Annotated in this window: 14 protein-coding genes; 7 read left to right on the forward strand and 7 right to left on the reverse strand. The window is 66.3% G+C overall.

The features are described 5' to 3' along the window. Positions 1-18 precede the first annotated feature (18 nt). Both DELCS14_RS22970 and DELCS14_RS22975 read left to right on the forward strand, forming a co-directional pair. Positions 19-486 carry a MerR family DNA-binding transcriptional regulator gene (locus DELCS14_RS22970; protein WP_013803782.1) on the forward strand — a complete coding sequence of 156 codons (468 nt, stop codon included), beginning with the start codon at positions 19-21 and terminating at the stop codon, positions 484-486. Continuing rightward, on the forward strand, positions 479-934 hold the full coding sequence (locus DELCS14_RS22975; protein WP_013803783.1) for a PaaI family thioesterase: 456 nt from the start codon (positions 479-481) through the stop codon (positions 932-934). Before DELCS14_RS22970 ends, DELCS14_RS22975 begins: the two co-directional genes overlap by 8 nt. Before the next feature lie 106 nt (positions 935-1,040). On the opposite strand, the gene DELCS14_RS30205 is transcribed toward DELCS14_RS22975, so the two are convergent. From DELCS14_RS30205 to DELCS14_RS22985, 3 genes are all read right to left on the reverse strand, one after another. Further along, complete coding sequence (locus tag DELCS14_RS30205) at positions 1,041-2,342, reverse strand: multidrug transporter MatE (protein WP_013803784.1); 1,302 nt, start codon at positions 2,340-2,342, stop codon at positions 1,041-1,043. A 454-nt stretch (positions 2,343-2,796) separates the two neighbouring features. Then, a complete protein-coding gene (locus DELCS14_RS22980; RefSeq protein ID WP_013803785.1) occupies positions 2,797-3,912 on the reverse strand; it encodes a 3-deoxy-7-phosphoheptulonate synthase in 1,116 nt (371 codons plus the stop codon). Positions 3,913-3,984: 72 nt separating this feature from the next. After that, positions 3,985-6,234, reverse strand: coding sequence for a hypothetical protein (locus tag DELCS14_RS22985; protein WP_013803786.1), 2,250 nt, complete (start codon positions 6,232-6,234; stop codon positions 3,985-3,987). A 188-nt stretch (positions 6,235-6,422) separates the two neighbouring features. Between DELCS14_RS22985 and DELCS14_RS22990 the strand changes: the two genes are divergently transcribed. The 5 genes from DELCS14_RS22990 to DELCS14_RS23010 all read left to right on the forward strand — a co-directional run bounded on the left by DELCS14_RS22990 (position 6,423) and on the right by DELCS14_RS23010 (position 11,642). Beyond that, positions 6,423-7,166 (forward strand): GntR family transcriptional regulator, encoded by a 744-nt coding sequence (locus DELCS14_RS22990; protein ID WP_012203963.1) that lies wholly within the window; start codon positions 6,423-6,425, stop codon positions 7,164-7,166. Beyond that, on the forward strand, positions 7,163-7,981 hold the full coding sequence (locus DELCS14_RS22995) for a 3-hydroxybutyrate dehydrogenase (protein ID WP_013803787.1): 819 nt from the start codon (positions 7,163-7,165) through the stop codon (positions 7,979-7,981). Before DELCS14_RS22990 ends, DELCS14_RS22995 begins: the two co-directional genes overlap by 4 nt. Positions 7,982-8,056: 75 nt before the next feature. Further along, on the forward strand, positions 8,057-9,373 hold the full coding sequence (gene fahA / locus DELCS14_RS23000; protein ID WP_013803788.1) for a fumarylacetoacetase: 1,317 nt from the start codon (positions 8,057-8,059) through the stop codon (positions 9,371-9,373). Between the two features lie 150 nt (positions 9,374-9,523). Continuing rightward, on the forward strand, positions 9,524-11,140 hold the full coding sequence (locus tag DELCS14_RS23005) for an SPOR domain-containing protein (protein ID WP_013803789.1): 1,617 nt from the start codon (positions 9,524-9,526) through the stop codon (positions 11,138-11,140). Between the two features lie 151 nt (positions 11,141-11,291). After that, a complete protein-coding gene (locus tag DELCS14_RS23010) occupies positions 11,292-11,642 on the forward strand; it encodes an I78 family peptidase inhibitor (RefSeq protein ID WP_013803790.1) in 351 nt (116 codons plus the stop codon). A 76-nt stretch (positions 11,643-11,718) separates the two neighbouring features. Here the strand turns inward: DELCS14_RS23010 and hemW are convergent, their stop codons facing one another. The 4 genes from hemW to DELCS14_RS23030 form a co-directional block, all read right to left on the reverse strand. After that, the gene (hemW, locus tag DELCS14_RS23015) at positions 11,719-12,963 is read right to left on the reverse strand and encodes a radical SAM family heme chaperone HemW (RefSeq protein WP_013803791.1); all 1,245 of its coding nucleotides are present in this window, start codon (positions 12,961-12,963) and stop codon (positions 11,719-11,721) included. Then, positions 12,960-13,562, reverse strand: a complete 603-nt coding sequence (gene rdgB, locus DELCS14_RS23020; RefSeq protein WP_013803792.1) for an RdgB/HAM1 family non-canonical purine NTP pyrophosphatase — start codon at positions 13,560-13,562, stop codon at positions 12,960-12,962. Before rdgB ends, hemW begins: the two co-directional genes overlap by 4 nt. A 99-nt stretch (positions 13,563-13,661) precedes the next feature. Next, entirely contained in the window at positions 13,662-14,567 is a 906-nt protein-coding gene (locus tag DELCS14_RS23025) for a protein phosphatase 2C domain-containing protein (protein ID WP_012203956.1), read from the reverse strand. Then, positions 14,564-15,595, reverse strand: coding sequence for a serine/threonine-protein kinase (locus DELCS14_RS23030; RefSeq protein WP_012203955.1), 1,032 nt, complete (start codon positions 15,593-15,595; stop codon positions 14,564-14,566). The genes DELCS14_RS23025 and DELCS14_RS23030 overlap by 4 nt, the downstream gene beginning before the upstream one ends. Between the last annotated feature and the right edge of the window lie 87 nt (positions 15,596-15,682).

The following is a 15,682-nucleotide window of genomic DNA, read 5'->3' on the forward strand; positions in this document are numbered from 1 at the left end:
CCTTGCTAGCCTTGGCACATGCTGATCTCCGAACTCGCCCAACTCACGGGCGTCTCCATCCACGCGCTGCGGCACTACGAGCGCGCGGGCCTGCTCAAGCCCCGGCGCCTGCCCAATGGCTACCGCGACTATCCGCGCTCGGCCCGGCGCGAGGTGGTGTTCATCGCCATGTCCCGCGCGCTGGGGTTCGGGCTGCCGCGCATTGCGGAGAACCTGCGCGCCTGGCGTGCGGGGCGCATAGGCCCCGGTGACCTGGCCGATGCCGTGCAGCAGCGTGTGCAGGAGATAGACGAACAGATCGCCGCGCTGCAGGCCCAGCGCGCCCAGGCCCTGGACCATGTGCAGTGGCTGCGCGCCCGCCAGGCCGAGCGGGATCTGGCGCAAACGGCATCGACCCCAGCCAGGACCCCCGACAAACCCGCCGCGCCCTGGCCGCGCGTGCGCCGTGCCGCTTCACCCACCACGAAGGAGACAAGCCATGACTGAGCCGACCACCCACCCCACCCCATCCACCCATGCGCTGCAGAAGGCCGTGCTGGCCATGCCCATGGCGCGCACCCTGGGCCTGCGCTTCGTGCGGGCCGAGCCCGGCGCCACCGAGCTGGAGATGCCCATTGCCGATGCCCTGTGCTTTCAGCCGGGCCAGTTGCAGGCCACGGCGATCTTTGCGCTGGGCGACTTTGCGGCGGTGTCGGCCGCAGGTTCACTACTGCCTGCTGGCTGGGCCAATGCCACGGTGGACGGCAGCGTGAAGCTCTTCGCCCCCGCACGCGGCACCCACCTGCGCGCGCGCGGCCGCGTGGTGGATGCCGGCCGCGTGCTCAGCATCTGCGCAGCCGACCTGTACGCGGTAGCCGAGGATGGACATGAAACGCATTGCGCGACCTGGCTGGGGACGGCGCGCAATCTGGAGCCCAGGCCAGCGCGGGCCTGAGGGCGCCCCCGCCGCCTCCCCACCCCGTATGTCAGCGCCTGCGTCGTGGCGGTTGCGGGGCTGCGAGATTGTCGAAGGGCAGGCGACCTCGCCAAGGCCACCACGGCTACAAGCTTTTCTTCAAGCCAATCTTTTCTTCAGATAGAGACCCTCGCCTATTGTGAACAAGCAATACCAACATCACACAGGACACGAGAGAAGAAAACGAGAAAATATAGTTGATCATGGAATAACTGGAGCCATGAAATCCCAACGACATCGGGGCAAAAAACACCAATGCGTAAACAATCCAAAAAATGATTCTTGACGACCAATAAAGACCTAGCCCACCAGAAATTGCTGCCGCATAGAAGAACACCACATCCGTAACCCCTTTGCACACCAAGGAAAGGAATCCCTCACCGACAATTTCAGAACCATTCGCTTCTGATATTTCATAGAACAGCATGAATACAGCCAATGCAACAACTGGAATAATGGCACAAAAAATCATCAATGACGATGAATCTTTGATGAACTGAAATTGCACTGCCCATTTTCCACGATTTTTGGATATCTCCATTGCCAGAAGAGCACAGACTCCCATGGCAGGCAGTTCTGCCAACAGCAATATGGCAGAAGCTTGAGATTGAATTGCAGAATACATTGCACCCAGCCCTGCAACAGACATTGACAATATATAAAGCAGATATTTCCCAAAGAACGCATTGGCATAGCCAGGGATCAAAACGGAAAATATTCTTCTGCCAGGCAATACGCGAAAATTGAATGAAAAACTGAATTGACAGTATTTCCGCATCAAAGCATATGCGGCAACGGAAAAAATGATGTCACTGAACAGATAGGCAAGAGCGACCGAATCATCACTCATCCACTCATTCTTCCCAAGCAGCGCCAGCACAACAATCACACAGGCTGCATGGAAAAAAACCTGCCACATTCTGAATTTTGCAACGATGGCAGTATGTGATCTTGACTCAAGAACGCAGCCGCATACATTGATGATTCCGAAGAAGGGAATACACAGAATTATCAATCTTGCCTGGGATATGGCTCCATCCAATAGCTCCTCTGGCAAACCGGATATCAGGGTTTTCGAGATAACAGGAAGCCAATACACCAAAATAAAACAAAACCCGGTGTACAGGAATACCAGCCAAAACAGCAAACTGATGAGTGAGTCCGATTGCTCCTTATCTTTGCTGGCAGACATTTCCGAAAAAAAGATCGCACCAATACTCGCTGGCAACACAAAGAAAAGTGATGCAAAGGAAAGGGCTATGCTGAATTGGGCAACGAGAGTCGAGCTATAAAAACTAATGGCAAAAATGGTGACCATGGAGGCAAGCGGTGGGGCGGAGCGCCCAACTGCAAGATCAAATACCCGCTTTGCATCGCCAGGCCTCATACCTACCCCTCCTCCGCAGAATCAAAACCAATGATATATGACTCGAATTCTTTGAAATGAAGATCCTGCTCTTCTTTGATAGAGCCATTAATTTCCCTTGTCCTTCGCCCCTCTCATCCCGGAATATGGACCACCATAACAATGACGGCCAAATATATTGGTGCAATCCTCGAAATACATCTGGATGCAGCAATAGAAGAATTTTTTAATCCGATATGAATAAATCAATCATTCATTGCAAAAATGCATGATGCAATCGGACTGATCTGAAAGTCTTGATGCACAGCCTGGGCTGCACCAGCGCCTGAATGGAATTCGCAGTCTGCCGACCCTGCTTTTACATCGGCGGCTCATATGCATGCCACTGCGCTGTGGCGATTGCATTGCAGTCCTGCCGAAGGACAGGACTGCCCCATTGCCTGACGCGGGTCCAAAACAGACCCGGCCAGTCAACTCACCCCCGCAGCTTCGCCCGCCGCGCCTTCACCGCCGCAGCCAGCTGCTCCAGCACAGGCACGGTCTGCTCCAGGCTGATGCAGGCATCGGTCACGGACACGCCATGCGCCAGCGGCTGGCCGTCCACGATGTCCTGCCGCCCTTCCTGCAGGTGGCTTTCGATCATCAGCCCCGTGATGCGGGCATCGCCACCGGCGATCTGCTGGGCCACGTCGGCCGCCACGTCGATCTGGCGACGGTGCTGCTTGCTGCTGTTGGCGTGGGAGACATCGATCATGACCTGCGGGCGCAGGCCTGCGCCTTCCAGCAGGGCGCAGGCGGCCTGCACATGCTCGGCGCCGTAGTTGGGCTGCTTGCCGCCGCGCAGGATGACGTGGCAGTCGCCATTGCCACGGGTCTCGAAGATGGCGGACTGGCCCATCTTGGTCATGCCCATGAAGGCGTGGGGCGCGCTGGCCGCCTGGATGGCATCGCTGGCCACCTTGACACCGCCGTCCGTGCCGTTCTTGAAGCCAACGGGGCAGGACAGGCCGCTGGCCAGCTGGCGGTGGCTCTGGCTTTCCGTGGTGCGCGCGCCGATGGCGCCCCAGCTGACCAGGTCGCTGATGAATTGCGGCGACAGCAGGTCCAGGAATTCCGTGCCCACGGGCAGGCCCAGGGCCAGCACGTCCAGCAGCAAGGCGCGGGCCATTTCCAGGCCTTCGTTGATGGCGAAGCTGCCGTCCAGGTGCGGGTCGTTGATGTAGCCCTTCCAGCCCACGGTGGTGCGGGGCTTCTCGAAGTAGACGCGCATGACCACGAGCAGCTCGCCGGCCAGGGCGTCGGCCTGGGCCTTGAGCTGGCGCGCATAGTCCATGGCCTGGTCGTGGTCGTGGATGGAGCAGGGACCGACGACGACGATGAGCCGGTCGTCCCGGCCCTGCAGCACGTCCGAGATGGCGGCGCGGCTGGTTTCCACCAGTTGCTGCGCGGCCTCGGGCGCGGGCAGCCATTCCTGCAGCAGGGCCGGGGTGATCAGGGGGCGCACGGCCTTGATGCGCAGGTCGTCGATGCGGGTGGTGTCGTGCGTGCTCAGGGGCACGGCACTGCGTTGTACGTGGGTGGGGGTGATCATGGCGCTATTGTCGCGCCTTGAGGTTTCCCGACCGGGGCGGGGCAAGTGGCTTGCCCGCCCCTTGGCATCGACTTACTGAGCCGCCGCTGCAGGTGCCGGTGCCGGTGTCGCTGCCGGTGCAGGTGCGGACTCTGGCGCAGCCGGCACAGCGGCCGGTGCCGCGCCGTACTGCCAGCCGGCGGGCAGCAGGCCATCGACCCAGTGCAGGCGCCAGGCCATCAGCGCCAGCAAGGCCACCACGGCCAGCGCCACCAGGGTGTTGCGCAGGCCGTTGCCTTCCGCATAGGGGTCGCCCGCCGTGCGCCGCGCGCCCACCGGCACCTTGGCGGTCTGCGAGAGGCTGCGGCCCAGCGGCAGGTTGATGCGCATGCGGCCGTTGATGGCCCAGCCGCTGGCGTCCAGGATGGGCCCCAGGCTGCGCTGGCGCAGCTTGAGCCAGGCAATCATCATGCTGGGCCCGGAGATGGCGGCGATGAGGCCGACCAGGGCCACGGGAATCCAGGGCCCCAGGTCGATGAACTTGCCGAAGATGCCCACCAGCACGGCGCTGATGGAGCCCAGGGCCACGCCCAGGGCGGCCACGGTGCCTACATCGGTCTTGCGCGATGCGGCCGCAGCCGTGGCGGCTGTGGCGTTGGCCGCAGCGGTGCCGGGCGCCGTGACCAGCTGGCCGGCCTGCGTGCCCAGGCTGGCGGTCACGCCCTCTTCCTTGGCCGAGGCGCGCTTGGCCACCTGTTCCTCCACCATGCGCAGGAATTTCTTGTAGGGCAGGAAGAAGGCCTGGCCGATGCTGGTGGGGTTCTCGATGAGCTTGACGATGGTGGCGTCCCAGTCGTTGCCCGCGCGGTCATAAAACACGCCGTTGCGGCCCACGAAGAGAAAATCCACATCGCCCGCCGTGAAGGCCGCGACGATGGCTTTCTTCTTGCCCTCGCGCCGCAGCTCGCAGTAGGCCAGGCAGGTCTTGGCACGGCCGGCCAGCGCGGCGTGGGCGGCGGTGTCGCTCACTTCCACGGTCAGGTCGCAGCTGCGCGCATCCAGGTAGAGCGTGCCGGCCTGGAAGGCCGCGCCCTCGCGCCGGTAAAAGAGACTGAACGAGACGAAGTTGTTGAGCAGCACCAGCAGGTCGCGCTGCAGGCGGATGAGCTTTTCCAGCGCCACGGCCTGCAGGCTGTGTTCCTTCTCGGACTCGTCCTGGGCGATGAGGTCCAGCAGCGCGGCTTCCTGCCCGCCGTCCAGCAGCGCCTGCACCTCCTGTTGCGACAGGGCATCGAGCGGCGTGGTGGGCCGGGCCGCCAGCCATTGGCGGCAGGGCTGCAGCGCGGCCTTGACCTGCTCCCACTGCGCGGCGGTGATCTCCTGCAGGTCTTCGCCCAGCACGGGCTGCACGGCCTGCTCGCGCAGGGCCTGCAGCGCGCCGGCCCAGGCGGGGTTGACGCCCTGGGCCAGCGGCAGCGCGCGGTCGGCCGCCACGGCGGCCAGCGGCAAGGCGGCAATGGCCTGGGCGCCACTGTCCAGCACCTCACGACCCAGGGCGGCATAGCCTTCGATGGAGGGGTTGAGCGGGTCCTGCGCGCGCGTGTCGAAGGCGGCCAGCCGCGTGCGTGCGAAGAAGTCGTCCACCTTGGCCTGCACCGCGTCCACGGCGCGGGCGGCGGCCAGGGCCTGGTCGCGCTCGGCAATGCCGCAGCCCAGGGCCTCGGCGCCTGCATGCCAGTCGCGCAGGGAACGCAGGTCGGCATAGAAGGACTCGGCCTGCTTGCGTGCGATGCCGGCCACGCCATCGGCGCCCGCCGCCGTGCCATAGGCCTTGCCGATGCGCTCGACCAGCGCGGCCAGCGCCTTGTCGTCCCCGGCGGTGGCGGGGCTGACGATGCCGTCGCCATTGAAGCGCATCGCCGCCAGGGAGGCCAGGCGCTCGCGCACCTGGGCCAGGCTCAGCGCGGAGCCGCCGGCCTGGCCGGACAGGGCCAGCATGCGCTCGGCCTCGGCATGCAGCAGGGCGCCCTGCTCGCTGTCGCGCTCCAGGCTGGACAGTTGCAGCACGTCGCCGCCATCGGCCAGCACCTGGGGATCACGCACGCGCGCCACGGCCCATTGGCAGGCGGCAATCAGTTCGGGCGGGCGGATGCGGCCGTCCTTGTCCTCGTCGATCAGGTCCAGCGTGTCGCTGTCGAACTCGATGCCGCGCGTGGGGCAGGCCAGGGCCACCCACAGCTTCTGGTCCAGCTCGCCGATGTGCGCAATGTCCTGCCCGGTGCGGATGACCACCTGGTCCACTCCACCGGCGCGAAAAAACTCCCAAGCATGTTGCTGCTGCATGAAATACCCAACGGCCGCTCTGGCCAACATTCAAAAAACGAAAACGAAAAACCGAAAAGGGCCGCAGTTTAAAAGTCATTCGGCCTGCTCAATTGAAGACATTTGTCAACGATGGGCGTCAGCACAGGCTGTCAGGGCTGGCGCTTTGTGTGAAAATAAAAGCACTGAATAGATACTTTATTGCCTCCATGCCCTCCAACTCCACCGCATCGGCCCCTCAACAAGGCCGGGACAAGCTGCACCTGCAGCTGGCGCGGCTGTTCCGCAGCAAGGTGTCCACGGGCGCCTGGCCCGTAGGCAGCGCCATTCCCACGGTGCAGGAGCTGGAGGCGCTGCATGGCGTGTCGCGCACCACGGTGCGCATGGCGCTGGGCGCCCTGGTGGCAGAGGGCCTGCTGCTCACGCGCAAGCGCGGCGGCACGCGGGTGATCGCGGCGCCCTACAAGCCGCCGTCCTTTCTGCTGCCCACCAGCTGGAAGGAGCTGGTGGCCTTTGGCGCCCACATCGGCCAGATCACCCTGCACACCGGGCGCGACTGCCTGCCGCCGATTCCCGAAGGCTTCCCCGACGTGGGCCGCATGGCCCCCGCCTACGTGCACCTGCTGCGCGTGTACGACCATGACGCGGCGCGGTTTTGCCTGTCGCAGCTGTACCTGGAGCAGGAACTGTTCCCCGAGATCGAGGCCCAGCTGGAGCGCAGCTCCCTGGCCGTGGCCCTGAGCAGCGACCCCTCGCGCATTGCCGTGGCGCGCCAGCACCTGAGCGTGGCGCCGGCCGACGAACTGGCCGCCGAGCACCTGGGTGTGGCCCTGGGCACGCCGCTGATGCAGGCGCTGCGCTGGGCATGCAACGCCGATGGGCTGCTGATCTACTGGGCGCGGGTCCGCTTTCTCAGCGAGTACGTGCATATGGAAATGGATCTTCTGAAATGAACCCCACCCCCTCCTCCCCGGCTTGCCGCCCGCATGCGGGCCGCGTGGCCTGGATCACCGGCTCGACCAGCGGCATCGGCCTGGCCGTGGCGCGCCATCTGGCCAGCGAGGGCGCGGCCATCGCGCTGCATGGCCAGGCCGCCGCATCGGCCGAGACCGATGCACTGGTGCGCGAGATCGCCCAAACGCATGGCGTGCCGGTGCGCCACTACGGGCTGGACCTGCGCGACGGCAGCGCCATCGCACCGCTGGCGCAGCGCATTGCGGCCGAGATGGGCGCCATCGACATCCTGGTCAACAACGCAGGCATGCAGCATGTGAGCCCGCTGCTCGAATTCCCGGCCGGCAAGTGGGACGAGCTGCTGGCCGTCAATCTCTCGGCGCCCTTCCATGCCATCCAGGCCTGCGCGCCGCAGATGCTGGAGCGCGGCTGGGGCCGCATCATCAATATCGCCTCGGTCAGCGGGCTGGTGGGCGTGGCGCGCAAGCCGGCCTATGTGGCCAGCAAGCACGGGCTGATCGGCCTGACCAAGTCGGTGGCGCTGGAGTTCGCCACCACGCCCGTGACCTGCAACGCCATCTGCCCCGGCTGGGTGCTGACGCCACTGGTGCAACGACAGATCGATGCGCTGGCAGCGCGCGAAGGGCTGGATGCCGAAGCGGCGGCGCGCCAGCTGCTGGGCGCCAAGCAGCCCTCCCAGGCCTTCGTGACCGTGGAGCAGGTGGCGGCGCTGGCCGGTTTCCTGGCCAGCGAGCAGGCCGCCCAGGTGCGCGGCGCACACTGGAACATGGACGGCGGCTTTGCCGCTGCCTGACCCCGCCACGCCTCGCCCTGCCCCGCCAAACACCTTTTCATACCAACGACAGACAAACCCAACCAGGAGAGACAGATGTCCTTGAACGAAACCCATGACGCAGGCCTGCGCAGCTGGGTGGCCTCGGCCAATACCGGCGCCAGCGACTTTCCCATCCAGAACCTGCCGTTTGCGGTGTTCCGCCGCGCAGGCAGCCAGGAGGCCTGGCGCGGCGGCGTGGCCATTGGCGACCAGGTGCTGGACCTGGCGCGCGCAAGCGCCCTCAAGGCGCTGGGCGATGCCGTGCAGCCGCAGCTGGAGGCCGCTTCGCAACAGCACCTGAACGGCTTCATGGCCATGGGACCGGCCGCCTGGTCGGCCCTGCGCCTGGCGCTGTCGCGCGCGCTGCGCGAAGGCGCTGCCGCGCAGGCGGCCCTGCAGGATTGCCTGGTGGCCCAGTCCGACGTGGACTACACGGTGCCGGCAAAGGTCGGCGACTACACGGACTTCTATACCTCGGTGCACCACGCCACCAACGTCGGCAAGCTGTTCCGCCCGGACAACCCGCTGATGGAAAACTACAAGTGGGTGCCGATTGGCTACCACGGCCGTGCGTCCAGCCTGCGCGTGTCGGGCGTGGACTTCCGCCGCCCCATGGGCCAGCTGAAGGCGCCCGACGCCGCCGCGCCCGCACTCAAGCCCTGCGCACGCCTGGACTATGAGCTGGAGATGGGCATCTACACCGGCGCCGGCAACGCCTGGGGCGAGGCGATTTCCATGGACGAGGCAGAGAGCCACATCTTCGGCCTGTGCCTGCTCAACGACTGGTCGGCGCGCGACATCCAGGCCTGGGAATACCAGCCGCTGGGCCCCTTCCTGTCGAAGAACTTCGCCACCACGGTCTCGCCCTGGATCGTGACGCTGGAGGCGCTGGAACCCTACCGCACGGCCTTCACGCGGCCCGCCGCAGATCCCCAGCCCCTGCCCTACCTGAGTTCGGCCGCCAACTCCGAGCGCGGCGCGTTCGACGTGCAGTTGAGCGTGGCGCTGGAGACCGGCCGCATGCGCGCCGAAGGCCAGGCCGCCCAGCAGATCACCCACACCAGCTACCGACACGCCTACTGGACCATGGCCCAGCTGGTGGCCCACCACAGCGTCAACGGCTGCGACCTGCAGCCCGGCGACCTGCTGGGCACGGGCACGCTGTCCGGCCCCACCTCCAGCGAGGCCGGTGCGCTGCTGGAGCTGACCGAAGGCGGCAAGAAGCCCGTGGCCCTGGCCAATGGCGAGAGCCGCACCTTCCTGCAGGATGGCGATGCCGTGATCCTGCGCGGCTGGTGCGAGAAGCCGGGCGCCGCGCGCATCGGCTTCGGCGAGTGCCGCGCCACCGTGCTGCCCGCGCGCCAGGCCTGATGGCAAAGGCAGATCGATCGGGGCCGATGGATCTGCCCGATTGATCCGCGCGATTGATCTGCGCGATTGGTCTGACCGATTGATTCACCCGATCGATCCGCCCGAATGTCGTGATTCCGACAGCCATGAGTGCATGACACAATTGCTGACATGCCCGCCCCATCGGAAGACGCCATCTCAGCACCTCCCGCCACCATCGACTTCGGAAGGCAGGCGGCCCCTGCCCGGCAGGAGCCCGCCTTTGCCGAGTCCGGCAGTGCCAGCAGGCCCGACACGGCCGACTCTCCCAAGAGCCCCAGCAAACTGCCGCCCTCGATAGCCAGCGCCTTCGCCGCCGCAGCCTATGCGCTGCAGCACGGCGATGACGCCGCTGCCCCCAACGAGCGGGCAGGCGCCGGCGCACATTCCGGCGTCACCAGCTTCACGGGCGGACAGGGCACCGGCCTGATGCCGGGCCTGTACGCCAGCCTGATTGGCGAGCCCTCACGCGACTACTACCTGCGCCTGTTCGAGCGCTTCGACGCGCTGGGCAAGCCCTTGCCTACCTGGAACCTGGCCGCAGGCCTGTTCACCCTGCCCTGGTGCGGGCTGCGCGGGCTGTGGCAAGAGGGCGGCCTCTATGCGCTGGCCGCCGGCGGCACGGGCCTGGTCTGGGGCCTGCTGCTGCGCCCCGCGCTGGGCCTGCCCCCGGCCATTGCCCACGGCATCGATGCCACGCTGATCCTGCTGGCCATTGCCATTCCCGGCCTGGGCGCCAATGCCCTGTACTGGCACCATGTGCGCCGCCACACGCTGCAAGCCATTGGCGAGGCCCCCAACATGGCCGCAGCGCACGAACGCCTGGCCCGCCGCGCGGCCACGCCCCTGCGCAAGCGGCTGGCCGTGGCGGCCGGTGCGGTGCTTGCCGCCGCTGCCGGTGCAGGCATCTGGGCGCTGTCGGGCATGCCACATTTCCTGGCGGCACAGACCGAGGTGATCCCGTCCGAAGCCAGACCGGCCGCTGCACCAGTTTCGCCAGCTGCACCAGCCGTGGCGCCAACGCCCGCCGCAGCCGTAGCTGCCGTTGAAACGCCAAGGACGGAACTGGCGCCCACACCCGCCCCCACTCCTGCCCCCACGCCCCCGCCGCAAGAGCCGGTTGCCCAGACCGAGGCGCGCCCTGATCCGCAAGCGCCCTTGCCCGCTGCCGGCAGCACTGTCTCCGGCACGGTCGAACCCATGCCCGTCGTGGCAGCGGCCGGCGCTGCGGGTGCCGTCGCGGCCACTGCAGCTGCAGCCATTCCCGTCAAGGCCGCGTTGGTGCCAGCCAAAGCACCTGCACCTGCACCTGCACCTGCACCTGCACCTGCGCCTGCGCCAGCACCAGCGTCCGCGCACGCAGCCACGCCAGCGCCCGCCAAGCCCTCCAAGGCGGCGGCTGAAACCAAACCAGCCAAGCCCGCCAAGCCCGCCGAACCCGTCGCAAAGGCCCCGGCACCTGCCAAGGCCGCCTCGGCGGCTCTGGAGCCGGGCAACTACTACATCAACATCGGCGTGTTCTCTGAAGCTGGCAATGCCGGGCGCGTGGTGGAGCGGCTGGAGAAAGCCAAGCTTCCCACGCTCAGCCAGACCCTGCACAGCAACAAGGGCGAGATCGTGCGCGTGCGCTCGGGCCCCTTTGCCAAGCAGCGCAGCGCCGATCAGGCGGCCGCCAAGATACGCGCCATGGGCATGGAGGCCACGGTCTTCCACCACGCCCCCGCGGAAGGCCGCAGCGCACGGCGCTGAAGCCTTTGCTGCCACCTGTTACTTCCGCATGCCTTCGGCTTCGCCTTGGCCCGGCTCAGCCCGGCTAAGGTATGCGGCATTGTCCGAGGCAGCGCGCCCGCGCCTGCCCTGATACTGCGCAGCAACACCCCATGAATCGAGGAGACAGACCATGCCGATGACCGCCCCCGCCCTCCAACGCCGCCTTGCCGCCCTGGCCCTGCTGGGCGCCACCACCCTGGTGGCAGGCTGCGCCGGCATGAGCAATCCTTTTGGTGGCAGCGGCGGCGGCGCGGCGCAACCGGCCCCGCGCCCCGTGCAGGTCTGCAATGCGGCATCGGCGCAGTCCTTCGTGGGCAAGAGCAATACCTCGGCCACGCTGGAGGCCGCCCGCAAGCAGTCGGGCGCCTACATGGCCCGCGTGCTGCGCGAAGGCCAGCCAACGACGATGGAGTTCAACCAGGAACGCCTGAACCTGGTGGTCGACGGCACAGGCCGCATCGTGGCCGTGCGCTGCGGCTGATCGCCGACCGATTGCGCTGTGGCGCTGGATGAAAAAAGGACGCCGAGGCGTCCTTTTTCAATGGTCGTTGGCCCGATCACTCCGCCAGGAACAGCTCCTGCAGGTCGCTGAGGAAGTCAAAACCCCGCTCCGTGGGCACCACCCGCCCCAGGTCGCGCGTGATCAAGCCCTTGGCCTGTGCGGCGTCCAGCCCCTTGGCGATGGAGGACAGCGGCAGGCCCGTGCGCTCCATGAAGTCCTGCAGCGCAAAGCCTTCGCGCAGGCGCAGCGCGTTGAGCATGTACTCGAAGGGCAGGTCGGCACGGCGCACCTCGCCGTCCTGCGCCAGCGGCGCGCCGGCCAGGGCCTGGTCCATGTAGCGCGCGGGATCGCGAAAGCGCACCTGGCGCACGATGCGGTGCGCAAAGCTGAGCTTGCTGTGCGCGCCCGCGCCTATGCCCAGGTAGTCGCCGAACTGCCAGTAGTTGCGGTTGTGCCAGCACTGGTGGCCCTCACGCGCATAGGCCGAGATCTCGTAGCGCTGCATGCCCGCGGCAGCGGTGCGCGCGGTGATGCGGTCCAGCATGTCGTAGGCCAGGTCGTCCTCGGGGATGGCAGGCGGAAACTTGGCGAAATACGTATTGGGCTCGATGGTCAGGTGATAGACCGACAGATGCGGCGGGGCGAAGGACATGGCCACGTCCAGGTCCCGCGCCAGGTCCAGTTCGGTCTGGCCGGGCAGCGCGTACATCAGGTCGATGTTGAAGGTCTCGAAGCTGTCGGCCGCCTCGCGCACGGCCGCACGCGCCTGGGCGCCGTCGTGCACGCGGCCCACGGCCTGCAGCAGGCGGTCGTCAAAGCTCTGCACGCCAATGGACAACCGCGTGACACCGGCCGCGCGGAAGGCGCGGAAGCGGTCGGTCTCGAAGGTGCCGGGGTTGGCCTCCATGGTGATCTCGCAGTCGGCCTCCATGCGCAGGCGCGCGCGGATGGCGGCCAGCAGCCGGTCGATGGACTCGGGCGCGAACAGGCTGGGCGTGCCGCCGCCGATGAAGATGCTGTGCACGGTGCGGCCCCAGATCAGCGGCAGCGCGCTCTCCAGGTCGGCGACCAGGGCGTCGATGTAGCGGTCTTCGGGCAGCTCGGGGCCGTCGCGGCCGTGCTCGTGCGAGTTGAAGTCGCAGTACGGGCACTTGCGAATGCACCAGGGCAGGTGCACATACAGCGACAGCGGCGGCAGGCTGCCCAGCTGCAGCGTGCCGGGGCGCATGTAGTGCTGGATGTCGCGCTGCACGGCGGCCTGGGCGTCGGAGGCCGAATCCTGGGGCTGGATGGGAATCATCGCACCCAGCGCTCGCGCACGAGTTCGATCATCTGCAGCGTGGCGCGGCCGCGGTGGCTGTGCGCGTGCTTCACGGCCGGGTCCATCTCGGCAAAGGTCTGGCCCAGCTCGGGGATGTACATCACGGGGTCGAAGCCGAAGCCCTGCGTGCCACGGCGCTCGGTGGTGATCTCGCCCTGCACGCGGCCCATGGCGATCAGCGGCTCGGGGTCCCTGGCGCTGCGCACGCCCACCAGGGTGCTGACCATGGCGGCGCGGCGGTCGGCCACGCCCTGCATCTGCTCCAGCAGGGCGCGCACGTTGTTGTCGTCGCTTTTCTCGTAGCCGAACTGCGTGCAGTAGTAGGCCGTATCCACGCCCGGCAGGCCGCCGAAGTGCGAGACGCACATGCCGGCGTCGTCGGCAATGGCGGGCAGGCCCGTGCGCTCGGCCGCGAAGCGGGCCTTGGACAGCGCGTTCTCCACGAAGGTGCAATGCGGCTCGGGCGCCTCGCCCTCGAACAGGTCGCCCTGGCGAATCAGTTCAACGCCCAGCGGGGCGAACATGGCTTGCAGCTCGGCGAGCTTGCCGCGGTTGTTGGAGGCCAACACAATCTTCATCGTAGAAATCCAGTCGGGCGCCCGTGCGCCCTTTGTCGTCAATAGGTTCGGTAGTCCATGCGCGCCACCGGCACCGCTGCTGCGGGCCGGCAGCGGCGTTCAGCGCTTGAACTGGCGCTCGGCCGAGCGGCGTATCGCCTCGTTGATCTCGGCGATGGAGCGCTCGATGGCGGCGTCATCCAGCTCATCTTCCAGGTCTTCGATTGGCCCCCCCTGGATCGTGGATTCAAACGCGTCGTTCTCGATGTCCTGGGTGGAGATGCCCATGGTGGACTCGAAGGCGTCGGGCGTCTCCCACTCCATGGCGATGGCCGTGACGTTGTCGCTGGCATCGCCCGCGTTGCGCAGCGCCGTTTCCACCAGTTGCGGGATGGCCTGGGACACGGTGCGGCCGTGCAGGGTGCGCATCAGGTGCCCTTCGTCCACGCTGCCCCACAGGCCGTCGGAGCACAGCAGCAGCTTGTCGCCCTGCTCCAGCCGGCGCGGCTCGGTCACGTCGTAGATGGGCTTGGACGGCGAGCCCAGGCAGGTGAACAGCACATTGCGGCTGGATGTCTTGAGCTGCGCGGCGATCTCGCCCATCTCCAGATAGGAGTGGTCGCGCGTGCGCACCAGCAGCTCGCCACCGCGCACCAGGTACAGGCGCGAGTCGCCGCAGTGGATCCAGGTGATCTTGCCCTTCTGGATGACGGCCGCCACCAGCGTGGTGCGCGGCGTATCGATCATGCCCTTGGCGCTGGCGTAGCGCAGGATCTGCCGGTGCGCATGCAGCAGCGCATCGACCAGAAAGCCCTGCGGATCGTCCAGCAGCGGCTTGGCCTGGCGCTGGAAATGCACGGACATCACCTGCAGCGCCAGCTGCGCGGCGACCTCGCCTTCGGGATGGCCGCCCATGCCGTCGGCCAGCACGAAGAGCACGGCCTCCCGCGTGTAGCAGTAGCCCATGCGGTCTTCATTGAGCGCCCGGCCGCCGCGGCGGCTCAGCTGAAATACCGAAAACCTCATGGCTTGCGCTCCTGGCCGACGGCCGGCAGGCCTGCCGCGCCGCTGATCTTCTGCATGTTCTTCTTGGCGTCGGTCACCAGCGTGTCCAGTTGCAGCCGCATGCGCTCGGAGACACTGAGCTTGGTGTAGCGGCGCTCACCCTCGCGGCTCAATTCCTTTTGCAGCGCAAACACCGACTGCGGGCGCGAACCCGGGTCCATGGCCATGCACCACTCGACGACTTCGATGAGGTTGTCCGAGTACACGCCGCGCAGCTTGGTCAGCGCCAGCGTGAGCCGGTCCTTGTCCTGGCGCTGCGGCGCCTCGTTGGGCGGAAAGCCCTGCATGCAGGCATAGATGCAGGCGCCAATCGCGTAGATGTCGGTCCAGGGGCCGAGCGACGCATCGCGGCGGTACATCTCGGGCGCGGCAAAGCCCGGGGTGTACATGGGGCGGATGAAGTTGCCTTCCTTGGACAGCACCTCGCGCGCCGCGCCGAAGTCGATCATCACGGCGCGGTCGTCATTGGTGATGAAGATGTTGGCCGGCTTGATGTCCAGGTGCAGCATCTTGTGCTGGTGCACGATGCGCAGGCCGCGCAGCACCTCGTCGAACAGCGAGCGGATGGTCGATTCGCGGAACACTTTCTCGGCCTTGAGCTCGCGCGCGGTGACAACGAAGTCCTGCAGGGTGGCACCCTCCAGGTAGTTCATCACCATGTAGACGGTTTCGTTCTCGCGAAAGAAGTTGAGCACGCTGACCACGGAAGCGTGCGAGATCTGTGCAAGGGAACGCCCTTCCTCGAAGAAGCTCTTGAGGCCCAGGCGGTACAGTGAAAGCTTTTCGGGAGCCACGGCGGGCTGCAACTCTCCGGGGGCACGGGTGGCCAGCGATGCGGGCAGGTATTCCTTGATCGCAACCTGCTTGCCCTCTGCATCCAAGGCCAGGTAAACGACGCCGAAACCGCCGGAAGCAAGCCTGCGCACCACCCGATAGCCGCCGATCGTGCTGCCTGGCGGCAATGGCGCCGGCTTGATCTTGGAAGACATTTTTCTCCGGTGAGTCTCAGGGATGAGGCGAAACCCGGATAATCGGGCAATTGCAAGCATCCATCAAAAGTCCAATGCCAGTTTACA

Source organism: Delftia sp. Cs1-4 (assembly GCF_000214395.1).
GTDB lineage: Bacteria > Pseudomonadota > Gammaproteobacteria > Burkholderiales > Burkholderiaceae_C > Comamonas > Comamonas acidovorans.

Excerpts from the sequence above, each read along its gene's own strand:
- DELCS14_RS22970 (WP_013803782.1), top strand. The coding sequence starts at position 19 with ATGCTGATCTCCGAACTCGCCCAACTCACGGGCGTCTCCATCCACGCG.
- DELCS14_RS22975 (WP_013803783.1), top strand. The coding sequence starts at position 479 with ATGACTGAGCCGACCACCCACCCCACCCCATCCACCCATGCGCTGCAG.
- DELCS14_RS30205 (WP_013803784.1), bottom strand. The coding sequence starts at position 2,342 with ATGAGGCCTGGCGATGCAAAGCGGGTATTTGATCTTGCAGTTGGGCGC.
- DELCS14_RS22980 (WP_013803785.1), bottom strand. The coding sequence starts at position 3,912 with ATGATCACCCCCACCCACGTACAACGCAGTGCCGTGCCCCTGAGCACG.
- DELCS14_RS22985 (WP_013803786.1), bottom strand. The coding sequence starts at position 6,234 with ATGCAGCAGCAACATGCTTGGGAGTTTTTTCGCGCCGGTGGAGTGGAC.
- DELCS14_RS22990 (WP_012203963.1), top strand. The coding sequence starts at position 6,423 with ATGCCCTCCAACTCCACCGCATCGGCCCCTCAACAAGGCCGGGACAAG.
- DELCS14_RS22995 (WP_013803787.1), top strand. The coding sequence starts at position 7,163 with ATGAACCCCACCCCCTCCTCCCCGGCTTGCCGCCCGCATGCGGGCCGC.
- fahA (WP_013803788.1), top strand. The coding sequence starts at position 8,057 with ATGTCCTTGAACGAAACCCATGACGCAGGCCTGCGCAGCTGGGTGGCC.
- DELCS14_RS23005 (WP_013803789.1), top strand. The coding sequence starts at position 9,524 with ATGCCCGCCCCATCGGAAGACGCCATCTCAGCACCTCCCGCCACCATC.
- DELCS14_RS23010 (WP_013803790.1), top strand. The coding sequence starts at position 11,292 with ATGCCGATGACCGCCCCCGCCCTCCAACGCCGCCTTGCCGCCCTGGCC.
- hemW (WP_013803791.1), bottom strand. The coding sequence starts at position 12,963 with ATGATTCCCATCCAGCCCCAGGATTCGGCCTCCGACGCCCAGGCCGCC.
- rdgB (WP_013803792.1), bottom strand. The coding sequence starts at position 13,562 with ATGAAGATTGTGTTGGCCTCCAACAACCGCGGCAAGCTCGCCGAGCTG.
- DELCS14_RS23025 (WP_012203956.1), bottom strand. The coding sequence starts at position 14,567 with ATGAGGTTTTCGGTATTTCAGCTGAGCCGCCGCGGCGGCCGGGCGCTC.
- DELCS14_RS23030 (WP_012203955.1), bottom strand. The coding sequence starts at position 15,595 with ATGTCTTCCAAGATCAAGCCGGCGCCATTGCCGCCAGGCAGCACGATC.